We start from the raw sequence: 22,106 nt of genomic DNA, 5'->3' as shown, positions 1-22,106 counted from the left end.
GCAATTCAAGGAAGTGCGGATTACACTTAAGGAATAGCTCCCAAACTTCCTGAGCCAAGTATCGAGGAACGTAACCGATAATGAAACGGTTGGTCGCATCGCGCGTCCGGACCGCCACTGCGTTTCGGTCGTGTTCGTTGGAGATATCGAGCATCAGGCCAAGCGCTTCGCCCGCATCCAACATAGCGATTCGTTCCTGGGCTGCCGGGGGTGTCCAACGAACGCCATGAAGAAAGAACTTCGTAAGATAGCACCCCTCACGGTCTGGCTGAGGACACGGAAAGACTTCGAGGGCATCAGTCTGTTTCAGTCCACCCGTCACACCCAGCAGGGCAATCGGATCCGGAGGATTATTCGGGTCAAAGCCGCCCCACGTTAGGAACGCCTGGTATTCTGGGCGCGAAGGGTCTAGAAGCCGGTTTGAAAACACCGGGAGGAGGTCCTCTGATTCGTAGATAGCCCCTAAATCTGGCATGCCAGGAAACGCCTGAAATCCTCTAAGGGAGCGAGCACCACGTGTATACCCGAACCGATAGCCGCCCGGACCGTGTTCGAGCCGACCAACCGGGCCCCAGCACCCACTGCTGGAGTCACCAGACCGCCATGCGATAAAAAGTACGTTGTTCATTCTTCCTCATTCGCCAAGAGCCGCCGCTGGTTCTCGACTAGCAACGATGCCGTGAAATCCCGGCAAACCTTGGACATCCGGTTTGGGGGAACTTCCGCAAGAAGTCTTCTTATTATAGATTGATCGATACTGGCCAACCTCGCAAGCCAAAGAGTGGCGGCTGCGGGAGCTTTCGCAGCGAATCCGCGCCATGCCTCCACCGTCGTCATAGGCCGCGTGACCGCCGCGTCAGCATAGAACGCCGACCGCGCCCGCCGCACAAATGGACCGACCTGCCGACCCATGTCCTTTGTGATCAGCCGTTCATGCCGCTCTTCGTCCTTTAGGTTGCGGGCCATCGCCGCTCCGTGGTCGAACGTCGGCGCGAGATAAAGCACATCGCCGATCAAGAGCACGCCCCAATTTTCGTGGTGCCGGTCTTGGTTCGCGACCCATGCGTCGAGCATAACGTATCCAGTGAACACGTCCAGCGCAGTCGCGATACCCTCAGGCATCCCCGTCGTCCACGGGGGGGGTGGTGGTTTCAAATGCGCCAGCGCCTCGGCAACCGCATCTACCGTGTGCGCTCGTACCTTGAACTTGCGGGCATCGAGCGCCGGATACTCGGGGTCCAGCGCGAGCAGCAACTGGTTGCCCAGCACCAGCGCGGTCGGCGGCGGGGCGCAGGTCTCGCAAACCACGCCGGGCTTTTCGCCATCGGACTCCACCGCCAGTTCGTAATGAATATGCGGCAGCCCGATCTGCGTGCACAACTCGCACGCGATCTTCTCAGCCCAGTCCTCGCCCGTGCCGCGCTCTTCAGCCTTGAAGAGCACTCGCCGCTCACCATTGCGAAACCAGAATTTGCGCTTCGTACCCAGCGACTCCAGACTCAACGCCAGACGCGAGTTCACGCGGACGACGGGGAACATGATTCAGACGGTCCTCCCGACGATCTTTTCGGCATCGGCGATGCGGAGTTCGCCCGCGATGAGTTTGGGCAGGAGCGCGTCGCGGAGGGCTGCGAGGTTTCTCGATTGCTGAATGGTCTTGTCAACCTTTCCGAAGATGCTGTCGTTCAGAAGATCAAAAGCCGCCAAAATGCGGGACGGAGGTATCGTGAGCATTTGGTCGCCCACAAGGGCAGTGTTTAAGTTTTTTTGCACGGAGCCATCTGCGATGTGCACTAGGTGCTCTGAAATTGTGGCGAGAAGATGAAAGAGATAACCGCGAGAGATCCCCCGTAGATCTCTGAAATGAAGCCATCCGTCGTGAATGCAACCCCGCAACCCCACGAAGATGGGAACACCGCACGTTGCACTATTTGACAGGATGAGATCGCCGGGATTGACCCAAACGCTCTTGGTCGCGCCCCTTTCCGTCACAAACTCCTTGGTTTCGTAGATGAACCGGCCCCCAGCGGAAGTTGCATCGGCGATTTTTATCCAAGGTACAGTCCCACCCATGTAGTCATGAATCGGGCGAGGCGATGATCCTCGTCCGAGATCGCAAACTTCTTGGATTCTTGTTACCCTCCACCCATCCGGTACTTCGCCGATAGGCGAGTCCACGAAGCGATTCGGGAAAAGGTGGGCGACGTGGCGGTGGATGTCTTCCGAGCGGAGCGGGCGAGAGCGGCCGTCCTTGTCGATGATCGAGATGTCCTCGCCGAAGCTGCCGAAACGGGCCGCTCGGCCCATACGTTCGTAGGCTCGTTCCTCGCCCTCGCGCTTAATGTTGTACCGAACGGGGTCGAAGTCCACGAACCACGACGTGAACACCGACCGCGCAATTCCCTCCAGCACCCGCGCGGACTTCCGGTTCAATTCGATCCTGTCGTCCAGCGCCCCCAGCACCGCCGCGATCGCCCGCTGCTCGGCGAGAGGTGGGAGCGAAACTTCAGCGACGCTAAAGACATTCGCGTTGACAGCGGGATAGGCCGAACCTTTCTCATGGGATACCAGATAGTCCGTGAAGGCTTGGTCAGAAACTAGATAGAAGAGAAATCTGGGCTGAAGCCCCTTTTTCGCCCTTAGCACGGCGAAGCCTGTGGAGACGACTGTATTCGCGGCGGGTTCTCGGAGGTACAGGAATGATCGTCGGTTTGGACGGACCGTCGAGACAATTGTGTCGCCCGGACGCACAAGGCGCTGTGCACGGCTCGGAGCCTCGTGCAACGGGATCAGCTTCGGAGGCTCGTTTGTCACTCCGCTTCCGACAGAAGTGATATCGATGTATTCTACAAGCTCGTGAGACCATGATGAATCCCGTTTATCGGGGTTCACTTCGCACACTTCTCCCAAGGGGGTGTCCGGCCACTCACTTGCCATGTCGCCCCTTCCTCCCGCTCGTGGCGTGCTGGTCCGCTGATGCCAACGGGGCGGGCCGCACTTCCGACGCACTCTTGGCGGTGGCCCGAGTGGCAGCGGGGAAGGCGCAATCGTCGGACGCAGACTCGCACCCCATCATTCCTCGTCCTCGTTGATGGCCTCGGGAACATAGACTCGGCGAAGCGGGAGCAGCCCCTTGTACAGCGAGTCGAATTGCTCGTAATGCTCGAAGATCAGGGTGACCAACTCTTCGCCGTCGATCAGTCGCAGGTTGGGCTTGCTCTTGGCGAAGGCCGCGGCCTTGGACGAGAACGAACCGAGGGAAACATACAGCCCGAACTCGCTCGTGCTGACCTTGCCGTAGAACGCGGACACATCGTGGTCGCTGACGGTAGCCTCGCTGCTCTTGCATTGAACTTTGATGATCGGAGGCTCAAAGCCTAGCTCATCCTTGTGCGCGATGATGTCAACTCCTCCATCCGGTCCTTCCGGTGAAACGCGGGTCTTATAGCCCATCGTGCCCATTAAATGCGCCACGAAATGGGCGAACGGGTGGCCCTTGGTCTCCTGGGCCAGCCGCTTAATGACGAAGTCGTAGGTCGTTTCGTCGATGTCGGCGGCGACCGCGGCGATGGTTTGGTCGTCGGCAACGGGTGCAGGCGCGGCCTTGCCCTCGATGGCGGCGAAATACTCATCCGCGTAATTCTTAATTTGAAAGAGGCTCAGCGCCGCGCCGATCTCATACAATGCCCCCTGCGTGAAGTGCGATCGGGGGACGGACTTGATCCATTTGACTTGCCGTAGGTTGAAGAAACGCGGAGCCTTCACCGGGTCATAGCGATATTCGCCCTCGATTCTTCCCAAGTGGATCGTGCGATCGCTCTTGGATGGGTATGCGATATGGTCGCCCGGCTTCATTTCGTGGACGAAACGAAAGAGCTGTCCGGCCCAGGTAGAGATTTGGCCATCTTTCGCGTTGGGGTATTCCTCCCGAATTTTGGCCTTGAACGCGGCTCGATCAGCGCCAAGCTTGGACAAATCCCCGAGCGCGGACCAACCTAGGGCGATCATGTTTTCCTTGAGAAAGAGCGTATCAGCCTCGCCGGTCCGGCCAGCGTGTATGCCCCACAGGATGCGATCAGCGGCGCTCATTGTTTATCCTCCGATCATTCCTTCCCCGGCGGTGTACGCAGCGGGAATCCGATCGCCGCAAGGTTTGTGGCAATGGCCTTATCCAGTTCCGCCCCCTGGGCCGTCAACGCCGCCAGTTCACCCGTCAGCTTGCCCATCTTCTCCTCAAACGGCACGCCGTCATCCTCAGCCTCCTCCGCGCCGACGTAGCGGCCGGGTGTCAGGACGTGGCCGTGCGTGCGGATTTCGTCGAGCGTAGCGGACTTGCAGAAGCCGGGGATGTCCTCGTATTTCTTCGCGGGGTCGCCATTCTTTTTGTCACCGCGCCAGGCGTGGTAAGTGTTGGCAATCGTCGCGATGTCGGCGTCGGTCAGCGTCCGCTGGACGCGGTCGATCATCGAACCCATTTTGCGGGCGTCAATGAATAGAACATGCCCGCGGCGGTCGCGGAAGCGGCCGTTCTTTTTATCGCGGGCAAGGAACCACAGGCAGACCGGGATCTGGGTCGAGTAGAAAAGCTGACCGGGCAGCGCGACCATGCAATCCACGAGGTCGGCCTCGACGATGGACTTGCGGATGTCGCCCTCTCCCGAAGAGTTCGACGACATCGAGCCATTGGCCAGTACAAAGCCCGTGAGACCGGTCGGCGATAACTTTGAGAGGAAGTGTTGCACCCAGGCAAAGTTGGCGTTTCCAGCCGGTGGGACGCCATGCTTCCAACGCTTGTCCTCCTTGAGTAGTTCACCGCGCCAGTCGGAATCGTTGAAGGGCGGGTTGGCGATGACGAAATCGGCCTTTAGATCTGGGTGCTGGTCGTTATGGAAAGAATCGCCGTGCGTGATCTTGGCGTCGATGCCGCGGATCGCAAGGTTCATCTTGGCCAGCCGCCATGTCGTGTAGTTGGATTCCTGACCGTAAACGGCGATGTCGCCGACCCGCCCGCCGTGGTGTTCGATGAATTCCTCGGATTGCACGAACATACCGGCCGAGCCGCAGCAAGGATCATAGATACGACCTTTGTAGGGTGCGAGCATGTTGACCAAGAGCTTGACGACCGGGCGGGGCGTATAGAACTGGCCGCCCTTCTTGCCCTCGGCGCTGGCGAATTCGGAGAGGAAGTATTCGTACACGCGGCCGAGCAAGTCCTTGGAGCGGTGACCGGACCCACCGAAGCCGATGTTGCCGATCATGTCGATCAGTTGGCCGAGCCGCTGCTTGTCGAGGCCCGGTCGGGCGTATTCCTTCGGGAGAACGCCCTTTAGTATGGGGTTGTCTCGCTCGATGGCATCCATCGCATCGTCGACGACCTTGCCGATGGTCGGCTGTTTTGCCATTTTGAGCAGGTGCGACCAGCGCGCTCCAGGCGGCACCCAGAAGATATTCTCGGCGCGGTACTCATCGGGGTCCTCGGGGTCGGCCCCCTTTGCCTTTGAGCCGGCCAGTTCGGCGTGCTTTGCTTCGAAAGCGTCGGAGATGTATTTGAGGAAGATCAGCCCGAGGACAACGTGCTTGTACTCCGCCGCGTCCATGTTATTGCGAAGGGCGTCGGCGGCCTTCCAGAGCTTCTGTTCGAAGCCAAGGTCGGCGGCGCTATTCGCATCTGTGGCGCCCTTCCGCGTGGCGGAGTCGTCGCTTCGGCCGGTCAGGTTGGGCTGGTTGCCGTTACCCGCTCGCTTACGTCGTGCCATCGCTGCCTCGCCCTGCCGAAGTGATAGGGGCTCGTCCGCTCCCTGCGCCCGAGAGTAGCCGGTCGACGGAGTAAATCATACGGTTTTGGACGAGCTTGGGAAAGCGGGCCGGAGGAGTGTGATTTGTAGGATGGCTGCGGCTTTCTATTCATCAAATGCGGGAATGAGGTTTAATACGCCCAGGTAATCAAGCACTACAAGATGGTTCCGGCTACGAGCGATGCGGTTCGTTACTCTCCGGCGACCTGTACCGGCCGACGAAACAAAGCGTCATCGGCGACCACGGCCACGCCTGCGCCCTGTTTTTCATCTTTTGCAATTGCCGCCGGAATCATGCGCCAAAGGGGAAGATCCCGGCCCAGCCGGTGGGACGCGCGGATCATCGGGGGACGCTGGAAGAATTGATTTCGTTAGCCGCGTAGCGACGGCTACAACTTTTTATGAATTGGAATTGACAGAATGCCGGTTTCGCGCCACAATGAACTGTATTGAAAAGGGTGAGGCCGAGACGTTGACGCGTCTCGGCCTCGAAAGCCCGATCAAATGCTGTTTCACGGATGGAACGCTATGAACGCTCCAAGGCGACCGGGCTTATGGAAGCCCATATTACCGCGACCACCGCCTTCGGGTCAAGGCCCACAACCGACAACTTCAAAATCTTTTTTCGGCCGAATCGTTCGGTCGATGCCCAAGTGCGTCGCAAGACTGACGGGGTAGAACTCGATTTGGGAATCCCAAGGAACTCCCTTTTCGTCCCCAAGCCTGGCAAAACACGAAAGGCACACGACCGAACGTTGGACATGATCTGGTACGACGGCCAACCAGACTTCGTTTGGCACGGCGAACCCAACGGGGTTCACGTGATGGCAGAGTTTACAAATTTCGCGTGACGTTGAGTCACGCAGAGGATTTAGCATGAAATATCGAAAGAAAACCCATTCTGATACGTGGCACTATTGCCAAAACTGCTCCAACTGGCCCACCTCCGACTACGTCGAGAAGGACGAAAAGCCGACCACCGGCGAGCTTTGCGACGAGTGCAGGGGCAAGGACCGCGCTGGAACGTGTAACAAGAAGTATTAACGCACGGCAACATAGTCCGTGATTCTCGGCGGGCTCCGGCGGTCAACGCGACCTCCGGGGCCTCGCCCTATTTTTACCCCGCACAAGGCTTCCCGCCAGTCGCTACCAATACTGATAAACGAGCCAACGGGACCGGCCGCGTATCAGTATGTTCCGTCAAGCCTTACCAGTACCGACGAAGCTTCCAGGATCGACGTTGCCGTCGCCAGTCGGATTCCGTTACAACCGGCCTGAGCATCCTCTCATGCACCCTCTCCCTGCCAGTAGTAATTCGTGGAAGGAACAGCAGCTCCTCCTGGATGTCCGGCGCGAGATGATTGAGGTTCATGATCTGCGTCATGCGGGGCTGCGTGACGTGGGCGAGACGGGCCAACTCGGATAGGTCGGTCACTTTGCCCTCGCGGATCAGCCGGTCAAAGCGAATCGCCAGGGCCATCATGCGGGAGATCCTGGGGATACGCCCGGGCGTGGCTCGGTCGGATGGCCGCGGCGTGATGGCGATGGTTTTGCGACCGTGGCCGCGTCGGACGACGTGGACCTTCCGCTTCACGGTAATCACGCGACGGCCTCCCTCGCCCGGACGGTGTCGCAACGTGTGTCGTCGCCCAGGGCCTTGATCCCCGACGGGTGGAACGCGACCTCGATGGTGCTGTCATCGCCGTCGAACTCCACTCGGCTGACCAGCAGGTGGATGACACGGGCCTGTTCGCGGGGGCTCAGCATACGCCAGAGGTTGTCGAAGTCGGCCAGCGCCGCCGCGACGTCCTGTTCATCCACAAGATTGTCCCGGTGCTCGGCGATCTGCCCATCGATTTCGACCAGACGCCGTTCGGCCTGGCCGATCTGGTCGGTTAGTTCGGCGATACATTCGGCCACGGCTCTACCCACCGAACCCGTCGCGGCCTTGCGTATTTTCGCGTGGCAACGGGTGAGCCCGTTCTCCAAGGTGCGCCGTTCGCCGGTCAATCCCGCGATCGCCGCCTCGGCCTGGGCGCGGGTCTGCTTCAACGTCTCGGCGATCAGGCCGGGGTCCTGGCCGATGCAGCGGATCTGGTCCACGACCGCTTTTTCGATCTCCGCCGCCGGTAGGGACGGGGTTGGGCACCGCCGCCGTCCGCCCTTGATGACATTGGCGCAGGTGTAGTACCGATACCGCCGGTTGTCTCGGCTCGTGAAGGTGTGGTTCATCGATCGTCCACACGCTTTGCAGTGCAGGAGGCCTCGCAGGAGCGCCCCATGGCGGTTTCGCATCTCGGCGTTCCCCGTCCGGCCGTTCTGTTGGAGTTTGCGCTGCACGCGGCCAAAGAGATCCTCGGGGATGATCGGCTCGTGCTCGCCAGCGTAGATGGCGTCCTTATGCCGAACCTTCCCGAAATAGACGATGTTCGTGAGCAACGCGTGGAGACTGCATTTGTCGAATGCGACGCCGCCGCGATTCTTTTTGCTCCGGGTGGCCCACACCTTGGTCCGCCAGTTGCGGCGCTCCAATTCCGCGACAGCGGGCAGGAGCGAGCCGCACTCCAGATACAGTTCGAAGATCTGGCGCACCCGCGACGACTCAACGGCGTTGACGACGAGTTTGGGGCTGCCGTTCGACCGGTCCACGTCGTAGCCCAGGATCGGCGTGCCGCCGGTCCACTTGCCCTTGGCCCGGGAGGCTGCGATTTTGTCGCGGATGCGTTCGCCGATGATCTCGCGCTCGAACTGGGCGAAGGAAAGTAGAATGTTGAGCGTCAAGCGCCCCATCGAGTGTGTCGTATTGAAGTGCTGGGTGACGGAGACAAACGAGACCTTGTGCGTCTCAAAGGTCTGCATGATCCGGGCGAAATCCATGAGGGACCGGCTGAGACGGTCCACCTTGTATACAACGATACAGTCGATCTTGCCCGCCTCGATGTCTGATAACAGGGTCTTGAGGGCCGGCCGGTCGATGTTTCCGCCGGTGTAGCCGCCATCGTCATAGCGGGTGGGCAAGGCGATCCACCCCTCGGCCTTTTGGCTGGCGATGTAGGCCTCGGCAGCCTCGCGCTGGGCGTCGAGGGAATTGAATTCCTGGGCCAGTCCTTCCTCGCTGCTCTTGCGGGTGTAGATGGCGCACCGCACCGTCGGCGGGGGCGGAGCCTTGCCGTTTTCGCCTTTGCGCCTCATTCCTTCGCCTCCAGACCGAAGAACCGAAAGCCGTTCATGTGCGAGCCGGTGATGGTCTTGGCCACGGCGGTCAGCGATCGGTAACGGTCGCCGAGGTATTCGAAACCGTCGCCCAAGACGGTCACGGCGATGGTCCGGCCCTTGTACTTGCGGGTAATCTGCGAACCGGCGGTCGGCAGGCGGGGATCGGCGGCAACGGCCACGCGGACGACGGTCGTATTGCCGGGGCGCGCCAGGGCCACCCCGTTGGCCGCCCGTGGCGGCGTGGTGCGAACGTCGGCGTCGTCGGCCAGCTCCTCGGCCCGGCGTAGGGCCCGTTCGGATAGGCCGCCCTCGGCGTTGGCCTGGAGCCGCCACGCGATCCGGCGGATGAGGTAGTGGCGGTGCCGACTGCGGACGGCCTCGCCGAAGACCTCGACGTAGCGGTCCTGGAGTTGCCCGACGGTCATCTGCTCGAGCGCCGCTAACTCCTTGGGAACATTGAGCTTCATGCGTCGTCTCCGTCCTCCCGCAGGCGTAACCCGCGGGTATTTAGAGACCCACTGAGCGGCGTCTCAAAACAGGTTGCAAGGCCGGTTTTTGGGGGTTTTTCCGCTTCGGAGTCCGTAGCGAAATGGCCTAACTTGACTTGTTTTCGCCATCGGACAACGCCCCGGGCAAGGATCGATGCGACCTCGCGGTGGCAGTCAGCGGGCGAAAGAACGAGTTGCGGCAGAGGTTTCGGCATCGACAGACTCCTCCTCGCCGTAGCGGGCCGTCGTCATAACTGCCCGGTCGGTCGGGGTATGCCTGATACTTATGCCGTTTGAAACGGTAGTGTCCGGGAAATGCTGCGAGGATCAGAAAAGGAAGGAGTGAAACTGTCGCGTACAGGGGGCGGTTGTCACTCAAATCATGGCTCTGCGACTAGACGGCCACTTAGGAGTTCTAACTGTTTATCGCCACTCGTTGATTGCAGATGAACTCGTACGCTGGGCTCGCCTCCCTTCTCATGTGCAACAGACATGGTGATAGGGAATTGGTTAATTTTTCCTCGCCCAAGCGCTACTTTTACTTGTTCGCCGAACGCGTATCGCTCAATTGGAAACGATGATTCAACAAGTTCTGCCTCTGCTTCGAAGTATATTGACCGGATCGGAAACGCTCCAACCTCGGCGTCGATAACTTCGCAGCCCGACTTCAAGGCAATTGTTCCTTTGAGCAACGTTTTCTTGTTTGGCGGGAGTGCTCGTACAACGTCGTCCGTAAATCGCTGTTCGTGAAGCAGGCACTCTACATATTTCCAAAGCACAATGGGCTGACATCCGCCCGGCTCACGCAGAGTGAGCTGCCGAAAGTTGACTATTGACTGTGCTCGTTGACGATCTGGCTCGGGAACATCGATCAAGACCTTGCGAATTTGTGGGAGAATAGTTGCCCTGACCCCGAGATGGGGAATTGTATCTACGCACGACTTCCAATCGAGTGACACCGCGTCACAGACCTTGAGCGCCTCATGGCCGTATGAGCGAGCAGTCCTAGCTGCCGAGCGAGAGAATCCTCGTCTTGACACCAAGACTAGCTTGTTTGTATTCAACGCTTGGTGCTTTCCGTGCATTCGTTCGACCCATTCAACCGTCGCTGGTCGTTGTCCCGAGTAGCACTCAAGGCAAAGCAGTACTAGGTGAGGACCTGACCTAACCTCAACGACGATGTCGACTTCTCGTGGGGAGCCATTAGTCTTATCAGTGAGCAAACCAGACTCTATGACTCTGGCTCCGAGAGGTTGGAGCTGTCGTGTTAGTGTGAAAACGAGTGCCTGAAATTCGTTCGTTCTTCTTGGCATACGACTAACAATCTTACACACTCCGAGTGATAAAAAAGAGATTGGTCCCTGCCTTCCCTCAGAGCCACTTCGTGTTCAACAAGACATGTGCGAACTCTTCCCTGAGCCGTTTTGCCGCAACTGTCGTGTCGCCCTGAAAAAAGTCCTCAAAACGCTTCCTCGCGAAGCCTGCCGCGATATCGGCCGCCTGAACGCCGAGAACATCGCGAGAGTCTTGCTGGCGGATGCCCCGTCTTGGTCGCTGAAGGCCCCTTAGGTTGATCGCCTCCAAGTGTTCATGAAGCCGATTATCTGCTTCGATCAACCGGTTCATCGCGCGGTCAGAACCACGGTCGAAGACCATGTCGTGTGCCGTTGCTAACTCAAGAACTTCCATCGCGACATGACCTCGCGAGCCATAACAACGGGAGGATATTACTGACTCAATGGCCCTTGCCCTCACTTCCGGATTCAGGGCGTCACTGAACAGCACGGTAAACCGCACGATGAGTTCCTTTAGATCTTGCTCACCGAGATCGCCAATCTTGTCCAAATCAACTAGTGCGCTGTGTTCGAATCGGTGAAGGGCGCCATCATGTACGACCGTTGCTTGTTTGGTTAGGTCTTCGATAATTGGCACAATCGACCGTAGGACGGCAACGCGCCGCTCATCAGCAAGGAAGTTTACGATTTCCTCGCGGTCAAGCCGATTAGCAGCTGCCAGTGACTCAAGCGGGCGCTTTTGATCCGGTGCCATCTTTTTGAGGGAATCGAGCGTTTGGTGATAATCTTCGAAAAGGTCGATGACAAAAATATCGGCTTCACGAATGTTTCTAATAACTTGATCTTTCGCCCTAGGATTCACCTGGCACAAGGAGATCACATCGGAGGACTTTATCTCTGGAGCCTTAATCCAGTGGGCATAGTCAGAATAGAGCCGCCGAACCCAATCGAAACTGTTGGGATCAGGATCGAATCGCGCCGCAATCGAGATCCGTCGCGGTCCTCGAAGTTCCTGATTGGTTTCACCCGTTGCGGTCTCGTCGGAGAATCTTTCAGGGCGGCCGCTTTCCATTTCGTCGATGCTGGCTAACTTGTCTTCTATTTCAACCATCACAACCGATCCTCAGTAGTAGAGATTCCCCATCTCTGATAGAGAATCTAGTAAAGAAACGAGCCCGACGATGACCGCAGGCCAAATTCGGTTAACCGCTCAAGGGTAGTCTAGTGCGCTCCACCGAACCCAACCCCCCTATAACCCGGCGATCCAAACAGGCCAGAGACTCCGAGACTTTCGCCGACTACGGGGCGGCGGTTTGCCTGGTCGCGCTAAACGGGCGTTCGCCCGTTGCTACCTCAGAGACCCGGCCCGCCTCGCGATCGCGCGTAAACCCTTGCCAAGATTGGCGTAAAAACGCCAACGCCCGAACGTCTCCGTCCGGGCGATTCGCGTTAACCTGTGGGGCGGCCAGTTTCGCTACGACCCTTGAACTAGCGGGGGCCCGCTACGCCCGCCATCGCGCTAAACCCGACGATCGAAACCTCGTTTTTCGGTCGATCCGGGCGGTTTTCTGGCTGGTGTTTGAAAAGGCGGCATAGCGAGAGGTTGAGTGAAACCGTGAAAGTTGCAAACCCGACAGGTCACGGATACGCGTTCACGGCAGAAGCCGTCTATCGGCGTTGCGCGAAAACCACCTGCTCGGAGGGGATGGAGTGCGGCCAAGAGGGCGAGAGGGACTTCGGCGGGAGATTGATTAATTGAAACCGTCACGCGGAGTTTGGTTAGACTCGAACGACTAAATCTGCGGGCATCCTATCATTACTTGATGCTATGAGTAAAATTGGCTTCCGCGTTTTTGGGGTTGGTGCGCGTAAAGGCAGCCATCTGGCGTTGAAGAAGCTCAATCTGTTCCTGCTGTCGCGCGACCTGCAATTCGGCGTTATTAAGGCTTGTCCGAATTTCATTGAATTTCTCAGGACTCATTGTTTTTAGGAGCCACTTCCCGCAGGTCAAGCAAACCGAAGCATTCGGCAAACAGCGGCTTCGGCACTCTGCGCAAGTCTTCAACGAAAGACCCATGTCGTCTTGTGCGAATTGATCTTCTTCGTGCATGATATCTTCGCTCCTATTTGGATTGTGCTCCGCTGCACCGCTAAAACGCACAACATGCTCCTTCATCGCCGAAACCTTCGATTGATCGCGTCATCGACTTCTTCTTGCACCCGTCGCCGGATGAGCTTGGGAATGATCAAGACCATCGCGATCAGCGCGACCGTTACGCCGGCCGCCCACCAGCCAAGACTGACGGGAACTCCTGCGGCGTGCTCGCCTGCCGCGATCACGAGTGGAAAAAGGGGGGAAGGGTGCATTGCTCACCTCCAAAAAACGGGAGCCGTCCAACCGGCTGCGTCCGTGGCTGTCCTAGGACACGTCCAATAAAGTATCCTGGCCGTCCATGGCCAAGTCAATAGTAAAAAAATACAATTTTCCTAGGCCGTTGCCGGACCGGTCCAGGGGCGGTATCCTAATACCGGAAGCTTGGTGGTCCCCTGAATCTAGGAGCGTCATGAGCACGACTGGCCAAATTCTCCGTCAGGCACGGGGAGATACCCCGCTTCGAGACCTCGCCGACAAATCGCAAGGCCGTTTTTCTAAGAGCACCTTGGGGGATCTGGAACTCGATCGGCGATCGGTTCGCCCCGACGAGGTTCAAGTACTTGCCAAACTTTACAACGTTCCGGTAGACGTTCTTCAGCAAGAGACCGATCGCGAATCGTGGCGGAAGAGCTTCAGGCCGGAACCTGCGGAGCCCTTCCTCAACCTCTTGAGCCACGCCGAGCGCGGGGACCACATTGTCGTAGTGGCGCAGCGATCCATCGTGCCGGACAACACGGAAATACCAAAGAAGCTGGTTGATCTCGCGGCCGATGGAATCGCGATTACGTACGTGGCCGGGGTTTTACCCTCCGAAGGAACTGACGACCGATGGCAATCAAATCACCGGCAAGGGGCGAGGCTAATTTATCAAGAGGCTCGAACCTCCGGGCGCCAAGAGTGCGTCAGGAACATCCATTACTTACTGATTACGGCGCCGTCTCCCAGCGATTTCGCGTTTCTGCGCGCGTACGACGCGGCGATCTACTTCCGAAAGGATACTGAATCGCTCGAGGACTCGTGCGTTTGGGTGGAGGTCGAAATCGAACCGGGAAAGTGCTGGTGGACTCCTGCGGGGCATCGGTTTCAAGCCGACTTGGACTACTGGCTGGTACAGGAGTGTGGCCTTCTGCTCCCAACAATGAAATTCGAGGCTAAGAAAAAACCAAGCCAACGTTCCACGTCGTTTCAGGGACTCGTCGAGTTTCTTGGACATGATTCCAACGAAAGTGGCCGGTCGAGTGGGCCAGCGAAGGACAGAACGAAATGAAAAAACTGATTTCCTTGGCCTGCGTCCTTGTTGTTGGTCTGGCGGCTGCGTTTATTTGGCGTGCGTCGGTCAGTCGCGAGGCTGAAACGATCACTGTGGCCCGCTGTGTAGGATACTGCAATCTTCCACTACTCCTCGCCTCAGAACAGGCGCAAGGATCGGCCCGAGCAAAGAACGGAGTGCACATCACCCTTAAGTACATCGGAAATCCTGCCGACCACGCCGTCGCGCTGGCCAGCGCGGGCGGTCCGATCGCCAGCGTTACGCCGTTCACGAACGTCGCGGCTGCCTACGGGAGCGGCAAACCACTCAGAATCATTGCTGGAAGCGGAATGAACGGCCTCGCGCTTGTCGGTAGGGCCGACATCCATGACCTAACATCGCTGAAGGGCCGCAAAATCGGGACATATCGCGGAGACACTCTTGAGGCGCTCGCTTATGGCACTCTTGAGCAAGCCGGGCTCGTCGGACAGGTTGAACTCATCTACTTTACAGACCCATTCGAGTCCTTGACCGCACTCCGAAGCGGGAAGGTTGACGCGATAACCCATGTCGAGCCTTTTGTTTCTCAGCTTGTTTCAGAGGGAATGAATCGGCTCGCGACGGGGGAAGGTCTATGGCACACAGATCATCCGGACTGTGTCTTGGTTACGACCGAGTCGCATATCCGTAACGATCGCGTCGTGCTCAAGGCGCTGATTCGGCAAATGGTCCAGGCGCAACATGATATCGAGTCAGATCTGTCAACGGTATCGCAGCGAATTGCCCAGCCGTTTTACAAAATGCCGCCCGAAGAACTGATGAAAGCGGTGCAATCGCAATTTCCAGCGATCGATATTCGCGGGCTCAAGGGTTTCGTAATCGCCAAGAGTCAATTCCTTGTCAAACTTGGCTACATTCCAGCCCCTGCCGATGATCGGCTGTTTGACTTTTCGCTGCTAGAAGAAGTCATTAAGGAGAACCCAGAGCTATTCGCTACCCTGAAGAAGAAGTACGGAACCGTCCCATGACAGCCCGCCTTAAGAACCGATTGGAGCGACTCGCGTGGTTTGCGATGATCGTCGCCGCGGTTGTCGCGGCAATGGCACATTACCGCACAATCGGCGACGCGTTCTCGTTCATCGCGCACAGCCCCGCTTTTCCTCTTTGGAGGTTTGCCGACTCGGGCCAACCCTACGCAATTGGAATCGGGAACTCGCTTGCGTATACGTTCGCGAGGGTTGTCCTGGGCACGGTGGTCGGCTTTGCTAACGGAGTGATGGTCGGCGTCGTTGCTTCTCAGTTTCCGTATTTTGGCCGTCGCCTGAATGCGATTTTTCTATTGCTCGCTCCACTAGCGCCCATCATCTGGATGCCGTTTTTTATGATTCTCACTGGCATCGGTGAGGTTACATGCCTCCTCACAGTTGCGCTTGGGTCCGTATTCGTCGCGGCAATCGTTGCCTATTACTTGGCTACTAATGTTCGTCAGAGGTATTTTGAAATTCTGGCTGTCATGGGGGCATCCCCTATGCAGGTTCTCCGCTTCGTGACGTTTCCCTCCATGGCGCCAATGTTGCTCCTGTTGCTCAGGCTCAATTTCTTCGCTGGGTGGATGGCGGTTCTGGCGGCCGAGATGGCTGGCATCGATCAAGGCTTGGGTACCCTTCTCATGCTGGGCCGCTCACTGGGGAATACCTCCGTCATGTTGCTCGCCGCCCTGCTGATCGCAATGACTGCTATCGCATTGGATCGCTCAATTATCGCAATCGCGCGGGTCCTTGTAGCCCGGAGATATGGTGCGTGGCTTTTTCTACGGTAAACACAATGGAATCAACGCATGATGAGTCTGTCGCACTGCGCGGCGTGACGTTCGGCTACGAACGGACATCGCCCATACTTCGGAACACCGATCTTCAAATTGAGCGTGGTAGCTGGACCGTTATCATGGGTGGTATCGGGACGGGCAAAAGCACAATATTACGGCTAATGGCCTGCCTTTTGAAGCCGTGGGCGGGAACCGTGCATGTGAATGCACGAGACATTGGGTTCATGTTCCAGGAGGATGGACTTCTTCCTTGGTTGTCATCGGAAGGCAATGCAGCGATGCCTCGCCGGATTCGTGGTCAGAATCAGAAAGAATGTCTTGCGGATGCACTACAAGCACTTGAGCAGGCGAACGCTTCAAATTGCATCGGTAGGTTCCCGCACGAACTCTCGGCGGGAATGAAAAAGCGCGTGGAACTTGCCCGCCTGATTCTCTCCGGCGCTGATTTATGGCTGCTGGACGAACCCTGCGAGTCCCTGGACCTGCCTAGTCGCCTTGACCTTCTGGATTTACTTGTTGAACGGCGGCGCATCCAAGAGTCAACAATTGTCATGGTCTCCCACAGTCTTGATGACGCGCTGCGAAATGGGACACGGATTGTGCTTCTGTCGATGGGACAGGGGATAAAATACGATCGCCTCCTGCCTGGAGACGTACCACGCTCGCCCGACGATCCGGCTCTGCAAGTTATTCGACGAGACATCATTGATGTGCTGCGCGATACACATGCGACCGCTTCGCCGCGCTAGGGAGGTTGGCGTGGAACGAGCATCGCCGCACTTGCCGATGGTCGCTCAGTGGCTCAGGTCGCATGGATTTGAAATCCGCCGACCTGATACGATCCCGAATCTACGATTGCCGAAGGAGATTGAGCCTTATGGCTGCCACGTCTCGTACTATGAGGCGGCACTTCGCGGGGAGTGTGTGTGGGGTCTGGCTGATGGAGGAGTGTGTTGGTGCATTGGGTGTGCTCCTCAGACGGTTCGCGCTGAGGGAGACCGACCGGTAATTGTGCTGATGCGGCCATGTGCGAATCCTCTGGTTCCGCACCTTCGTCATTTCGTTCCTCGACTGGTGCGCGATCTCGGCTATCTCGTAATAATGAAAAACGTCGGTGAGGTAGAAGCCGAGGAGTTGGTCACGGCGAGTGGGGCGTTTCGCCCGTACTCCACTGACGAGTGTTGGCATCCGACCGCCCGCAGCGACGAGCAGACGTTCCCCGAAGTGGTGTTGGATGTATCGAAGAGCGGAATTGCAAACAGGCCGGACGTCTTGCTTCGTCGGCGAGCGGAGGCTCCCGACGAGCAGTTGGTATCGCGACTGTTCGATGAATGGTTGGCGTGGTTTCTCGATCGACACCCAGCATGGAACGAGTGGGAATTACGACCGTACTACTTCTATTGGCTTGGAGAGGGACGTTTTGCTCGCTATCGGTATGCGTTCATCTATGAATGCGATGGCAAAGCGATCGGATTTGCCTGTGGCGATAAAGTGGGCGAGGATCAGGCGCAGTTCTGGACGTGCCTTGTACCGCCTGGAGCACGCGTGTCCACTCGTGCTGTCTATGCAGATTTTTTCGGTGCAGCGGCGAGCGATGGTGTACGATGGGTAAATCTCGGCGGAAGCGAGGAACGATCTCTCCATAGGTTCAAGTACAGGCTCGGGCCTAATGTTCTTCTGCATAGAGGACATCTCATCTGCGATCCCCGACTTCTAAGTCGTCGATAGGGGACAGATTCTCGTTTCGGCGTACAAAGGCTCGCAAGGGGTAAAGTGTCGGGACCCCTTAGCGGTGTAGGAATCGAGCTTAAAGCGTCATGCACGAGGAGTAGGTGGGGATTCGGCTTAGTATTTGCTGACCGGCCGCGCAGCGTGCGGCGAATAGGGCCTCTAATCACCGCACGCCGTGCGGCAAATAACTTGACTCGTGCGGCGAATCGCTTATATAATCACCGCAACCTATGCGGCGAAATATGACCTACATTCACGAACAGCCTGATTGGCCAAAGTTTACTTGGGACAGCGATGCGCTCGCCGCCCCTTTGGCGGCCGTACGACATAAACAAGGCCGGTTGCTCGGTAAAATGGAAGCGTTGGGTTTCGACTTGCGCGCGGAAGCGACCCTTACCGTGCTCACCAGCGATGTCGTTAAGTCTTCCGCCATCGAAGGGGAAATGCTCAACCCCGAGGAGGTGCGCTCGTCGATCGCCCGAAGACTCGGCCTCGACGCGGCGGGGCTTCCGAAGGCAGGCCGGGATGTCGAGGGCGTAGTCGAAATGATGCTCGACGCGACTCGCAAATTCGAGTCGCCGCTCACCAAGAAACGACTCTTCGACTGGCACGCCTCGCTTTTCCCGACCGGGCGCACCGGCATGCGCGGGATCACCGTCGGTGCTTGGCGTCCCAAGGAAGCCGGGCCGATGCAAGTCGTCTCCGGGCCGTATGGCCGTGAGAAGGTCCATTTCGAGGCACCGGAGGCGGATCGCCTCAATTCCGAAATGACCGGCTTCATCAAGTGGTTCAACGCGCCGGTGTCGGTTGACCCGGTGCTTAAGGCCGCGCTCGCGCATTTCTGGTTCGTCACCATCCATCCGTTTGAGGATGGCAATGGCCGAATCGCGCGCGCCATCGCAGACATGACCCTTGCCCGCGCCGACGGCACGAAAGACCGCTTCTACAGCATGTCGTCGCAAATTGAGGCGGAGCGGAAGAACTACTATTTGGAATTGGAAAGAGCGCAGCGCGGCCACGTGGACATCACGCGCTGGCTGGATTGGTTCTTGGGCTGCCTGGGCCGCGCACTAGATGGCGCGGAGGCGGCGCTTGGCGCGGTGCTCTACAAAGCGAGGTTGTGGCAGCGAATCAATCGCCGGCCGGTCAACGACCGGCAGCGATTGGTCATCAATCGTTTGCTAAACGGATTTAAGGGATTCCTTACGACCTCGAAGTACGCCAAGCTCGCTAAGTGCTCGACGGACACGGCGCTGCGGGACATTCAGGAACTACTGGAAAAAGGCATCATCGCACAGAACGCCGGGGGGGGCCGAAGTACGAGCTACCGATTAGCCGATGCGGAGAAGGTTTTGGCGTAAAGCGAGGCAAGGCCAACAGGTCACGGCCGCTTATTCGCGTCACGGCGGAGTGCCGTCTATCGACCTTGCCATGTAGTATAATTGGAAAGGAGATTCAGAAATGGACGAGCGGACAGCCGAACAACTTGCGGCGATCGTGGGCGGAGAGGCGTGGCAGAGCGGCGGCGGTATTTACCTCGTCACCGTCAACCGGGACGAGGGCTCGCTCGTCGTTTTCTCGGGGGACGCGATCTGCGAATACGAGAACGATGAGGCGTTCGACGCCAGCCGCGCCTCGAAGACGATTCTCCTGAGCATCCCGGAGACGGAAGACCTGTACGTCATCGTGGACCTCAAGGGAAACGTGTTCTACCACGACAACAGGATGGAACGCGGGTGGCGGTACCAAGAGGACGCCGAGCATGAAGCCCTGGCGCTTGAGTCGAGGGGTGAGGGTCGGTTTTCGGTGATCAAGCAAAGCGAGTTGCCGGCGTGAGGGCCGATGAATACACGATCCCGCCTGCCTGAAATAACAACGCGCGGCATCTGAACGACTCCAGCTGTACGTCAAACCATCACGCGGGCAAAATGCGGATAGTGCGAATGGCACGCACTGTACTGTGCCATCATTTCGACGGACGATTTTCGGTCATCATCGACGTTATAGCCGAGCGCCTTGACGAGCGATTTTCCGTCAGGCTTTGTTTCCGGAAGATACTTATCTAGATGAAGCCTCTCTTTTATGCTAAGTACAGGCAATGAGATCAATGCTGGATCGCTCCAATCCAGATTCGCAAATCGCCACGTTTTCAAGCGGTCGCTAATCTCATTGCGGTCCCCTGGACTGCAAACAATTCCAACCAAACTGAGCATCTGCGTCTTGTCGCTGTATCGGGTAGACGCTAATGGCTGAAATATGAGCCCGGTCCCTGCCGGCAACGCCTTCTCCGCAGCAATCTGAAGCATATCCTGAAGGAGCTTCGGGAAGCGGTTTTCACGGAACATACTCGGCTCAACCGCTGTTGGCGCAACATTCGAGTACTGTATCCTAAAGTCCTCCAAGAACCGCTTCTCCAATAGATCCGCCACCTCTTTTGATAGAGCCTTTTCCTTTTCTTCTGTATTCAAACGCCAGTCTTGCATTTCGGCACGGAGTGTGACCTTTACGATGCTCCTCTCTCCCACCTGCGATAGCAGCTTCATGAATTCATCGAAACGAGCGTAGGTATTATCAATGTAGTCCAGCCAAAAAATGGATGGCCCGCTATCGGACATCTCAGCAATGAAGTCGGAAAGCGATTTGCGAACAAGTCGAATGCGCTTCGATGGGCGATGAAATTTCTGCCGTCTGAAGGTATGGTGGTCACTCTCGATAGAGACCAATGCAATGTCGGGGAAACGCTGTTGGATTAGTCGAAAATCTTCGAGAAACGGTCCCCCCAGTGAGTAGTACGTGTAGTCGGTCTCCGATGATGAAAACGTAGCATATCCATCCAGCCTAGTAAGAATGTCTATAAGGAGCGCTCGATCTACGGCCTTGTACGGACGGAGTTGGTAAGCTGGGTGCCTCATTGTTTCGCCTCCTTGAGTATCTCGTCAAAGCACCGCTCGCCAACCACGGATGGTGTCTGTCCATCGTCGTCAAACAAATAATCCGAGACTTGCTCAACCTCGCCAAGTGGCTTCGAATAACTGATTCGTCGCGTGTCTCCTGCTGTATGCGAGGGCATTGGCAACGTTGGCTTGTATTGCCGACCTCGCAAGCGCGACTTTACATGGGTCAGTCGCAGTTTGGCGACCCTCTGTTTGATTTCTTCAATACCCGCGGGCGCTGCGCTGTCTATCTGTGCCCTCGCCTGTTGTACCAGTTCGCGGCCCTTCCACTTATTAGTGTAATTCGTGAACAGTGCCATACCTTCGCGCATCTTGTTTTTTACTTGAAGGTACAAGGGGGACGCCGCGTCAATTCCTCTCTTGGTTGTCGTGGTTGGCAGTCGCGAAGCGTCGTTGCTCCTGAACTCGACTACTCCGGAAATCGCAATGAATTGTGTATGGTACTTTGGCACGCCGGCTTCACCCCAGCCGGTCAGTTCGGTGCGATCACAGTAGAGCACTGCCCGGTCATTGCACACGACCGTCCAACCGGCGTCGAGCGTGGAATAGCGCGCCTCGACTTGCTCCGCGGCGATTTCTTCCTCTGAGGGAATTGGCCTGGTGAACCCGACAGCCATGAATACATCGACGCCATTTGTGTGAGTCGTGTATACAAAAGGCCGAATCGCCTTTGTCTTGTTGGACTTTTCGAAGGCAAGCTTCGTTGGCAACGGCGAAACTGGACGTCCGTTGACTTCTACGGAAAAGCCTTTGCTTATGATGAAAGCATAATGACTGGCTACCTGTGCCTCAAAATCGCGACGAAAGGACTTCGCGTTGTCACCAAACAGTTCTGAGACGCCCTTATTGAGTTTCTCGATGACGATCGTGGTGCCGTCCTCTTTCATGCGCGTCTTGGCGGCTTCAACGGGGATGGTCCACTGGTTTTCATCTTTCATCCACGAAGGCGAGAGTTCAACGTCGTATGCATCTTTGCCATTCTGCGTTTGAATCAGGCAGCTCTTCCCGATCTTGAAAATGGCTCTCTTCATTCCGATCCCATATGTGCCAACCACAGGCAGACCCGCATCCTGATCCGCCTTGGCGCGCCCCATGCGAAATGCGTACTCGTGTAGGTTCCAAGGAATGCCGCCACAGTTATCGTGTATGCTGAAGGAGTCCTTGCCTATGTCAATCTGCGCCTTGTAGCCCTTGTACGGAGTCGTTCCCGATCGTTTACCCTTGGTCTTGCGGATTATCCCATCGACACAATTGTCAAGTAGATCGAGGATGGCATCGGAAACCGAAATGTCCCGCGTAAGCATGTGGACGAAGAAGGACTTCACGGGATGCGCTGGTACGTCTTCGTAAGTGCGTCGCGTCATCGATTGCTCCACTATTCTGCAAGTCTGTGAGGCC

At 57.3% G+C, this 22,106-nt stretch carries 18 protein-coding genes; 6 read left to right on the top strand and 12 right to left on the bottom strand.

All coding sequences use genetic code 11. The features are described 5' to 3' along the window. Positions 1–624 precede the first annotated feature (624 nt). From VJZ71_17690 to VJZ71_17675, 4 genes are all read right to left on the bottom strand, one after another. The gene (locus VJZ71_17690; GenBank protein ID HKQ49911.1) at positions 625–1,539 is read right to left on the bottom strand and encodes a phosphatidylinositol kinase; all 915 of its coding nucleotides are present in this window, start codon (positions 1,537–1,539) and stop codon (positions 625–627) included. A 3-nt stretch (positions 1,540–1,542) separates the two neighbouring features. Further along, positions 1,543–2,937: a restriction endonuclease subunit S gene (locus VJZ71_17685; protein ID HKQ49910.1), complete on the bottom strand. Its 1,395-nt coding sequence runs from the start codon at positions 2,935–2,937 to the stop codon at positions 1,543–1,545. Between the two features lie 135 nt (positions 2,938–3,072). Then, positions 3,073–4,089 carry a restriction endonuclease gene (locus VJZ71_17680; GenBank protein ID HKQ49909.1) on the bottom strand — a complete coding sequence of 339 codons (1,017 nt, stop codon included), beginning with the start codon at positions 4,087–4,089 and terminating at the stop codon, positions 3,073–3,075. 14 nt (positions 4,090–4,103) lie between these two features. Then, positions 4,104–5,756 carry a class I SAM-dependent DNA methyltransferase gene (locus tag VJZ71_17675; GenBank protein HKQ49908.1) on the bottom strand — a complete coding sequence of 551 codons (1,653 nt, stop codon included), beginning with the start codon at positions 5,754–5,756 and terminating at the stop codon, positions 4,104–4,106. 915 nt (positions 5,757–6,671) lie between these two features. Between VJZ71_17675 and VJZ71_17670 the strand changes: the two genes are divergently transcribed. After that, entirely contained in the window at positions 6,672–6,839 is a 168-nt protein-coding gene (locus VJZ71_17670) for a hypothetical protein (protein ID HKQ49907.1), read from the top strand. 163 nt (positions 6,840–7,002) lie between these two features. Here VJZ71_17670 and VJZ71_17665 read toward each other — a convergent pair whose 3' ends face one another. The 6 genes from VJZ71_17665 to VJZ71_17640 form a co-directional block, all read right to left on the bottom strand. Further along, the gene (locus tag VJZ71_17665) at positions 7,003–7,398 is read right to left on the bottom strand and encodes a hypothetical protein (protein HKQ49906.1); all 396 of its coding nucleotides are present in this window, start codon (positions 7,396–7,398) and stop codon (positions 7,003–7,005) included. Further along, the gene (locus tag VJZ71_17660) at positions 7,395–8,987 is read right to left on the bottom strand and encodes a recombinase family protein (protein ID HKQ49905.1); all 1,593 of its coding nucleotides are present in this window, start codon (positions 8,985–8,987) and stop codon (positions 7,395–7,397) included. Before VJZ71_17660 ends, VJZ71_17665 begins: the two co-directional genes overlap by 4 nt. After that, positions 8,984–9,478: a DUF2924 domain-containing protein gene (locus tag VJZ71_17655; protein ID HKQ49904.1), complete on the bottom strand. Its 495-nt coding sequence runs from the start codon at positions 9,476–9,478 to the stop codon at positions 8,984–8,986. Before VJZ71_17655 ends, VJZ71_17660 begins: the two co-directional genes overlap by 4 nt. Before the next feature lie 1,392 nt (positions 9,479–10,870). Continuing rightward, positions 10,871–11,905 (bottom strand): hypothetical protein, encoded by a 1,035-nt coding sequence (locus tag VJZ71_17650; protein HKQ49903.1) that lies wholly within the window; start codon positions 11,903–11,905, stop codon positions 10,871–10,873. A 705-nt stretch (positions 11,906–12,610) separates the two neighbouring features. Continuing rightward, positions 12,611–12,970 carry a hypothetical protein gene (locus VJZ71_17645; GenBank protein HKQ49902.1) on the bottom strand — a complete coding sequence of 120 codons (360 nt, stop codon included), beginning with the start codon at positions 12,968–12,970 and terminating at the stop codon, positions 12,611–12,613. Then, positions 12,967–13,161: a hypothetical protein gene (locus VJZ71_17640; protein HKQ49901.1), complete on the bottom strand. Its 195-nt coding sequence runs from the start codon at positions 13,159–13,161 to the stop codon at positions 12,967–12,969. Before VJZ71_17640 ends, VJZ71_17645 begins: the two co-directional genes overlap by 4 nt. Positions 13,162–14,212: 1,051 nt before the next feature. Here VJZ71_17640 and VJZ71_17635 point away from each other — a divergent pair. From VJZ71_17635 to VJZ71_17615, 5 genes are all read left to right on the top strand, one after another. Further along, a complete protein-coding gene (locus VJZ71_17635) occupies positions 14,213–15,226 on the top strand; it encodes an ABC transporter substrate-binding protein (GenBank protein HKQ49900.1) in 1,014 nt (337 codons plus the stop codon). Beyond that, positions 15,223–16,017, top strand: coding sequence for an ABC transporter permease subunit (locus tag VJZ71_17630; GenBank protein ID HKQ49899.1), 795 nt, complete (start codon positions 15,223–15,225; stop codon positions 16,015–16,017). Before VJZ71_17635 ends, VJZ71_17630 begins: the two co-directional genes overlap by 4 nt. Next, entirely contained in the window at positions 15,999–16,772 is a 774-nt protein-coding gene (locus VJZ71_17625) for an ATP-binding cassette domain-containing protein (protein ID HKQ49898.1), read from the top strand. The genes VJZ71_17630 and VJZ71_17625 overlap by 19 nt, the downstream gene beginning before the upstream one ends. Positions 16,773–17,996: 1,224 nt before the next feature. After that, positions 17,997–19,115 carry a Fic family protein gene (locus VJZ71_17620; protein ID HKQ49897.1) on the top strand — a complete coding sequence of 373 codons (1,119 nt, stop codon included), beginning with the start codon at positions 17,997–17,999 and terminating at the stop codon, positions 19,113–19,115. Between the two features lie 100 nt (positions 19,116–19,215). Continuing rightward, on the top strand, positions 19,216–19,590 hold the full coding sequence (locus tag VJZ71_17615; GenBank protein HKQ49896.1) for a hypothetical protein: 375 nt from the start codon (positions 19,216–19,218) through the stop codon (positions 19,588–19,590). 71 nt (positions 19,591–19,661) lie between these two features. Here VJZ71_17615 and VJZ71_17610 read toward each other — a convergent pair whose 3' ends face one another. Continuing rightward, positions 19,662–20,666 carry an O-methyltransferase gene (locus tag VJZ71_17610; GenBank protein HKQ49895.1) on the bottom strand — a complete coding sequence of 335 codons (1,005 nt, stop codon included), beginning with the start codon at positions 20,664–20,666 and terminating at the stop codon, positions 19,662–19,664. Then, complete coding sequence (locus VJZ71_17605; protein ID HKQ49894.1) at positions 20,663–22,072, bottom strand: ATP-binding protein; 1,410 nt, start codon at positions 22,070–22,072, stop codon at positions 20,663–20,665. Before VJZ71_17605 ends, VJZ71_17610 begins: the two co-directional genes overlap by 4 nt. Between the last annotated feature and the right edge of the window lie 34 nt (positions 22,073–22,106).

It is taken from the genome of Phycisphaerae bacterium (assembly GCA_035275405.1).
In the GTDB taxonomy this organism is placed as follows: Bacteria; Planctomycetota; Phycisphaerae; order UBA1845; family UTPLA1; genus DATEMU01.
This window is presented reverse-complemented; position numbering and strand designations above follow the sequence as displayed.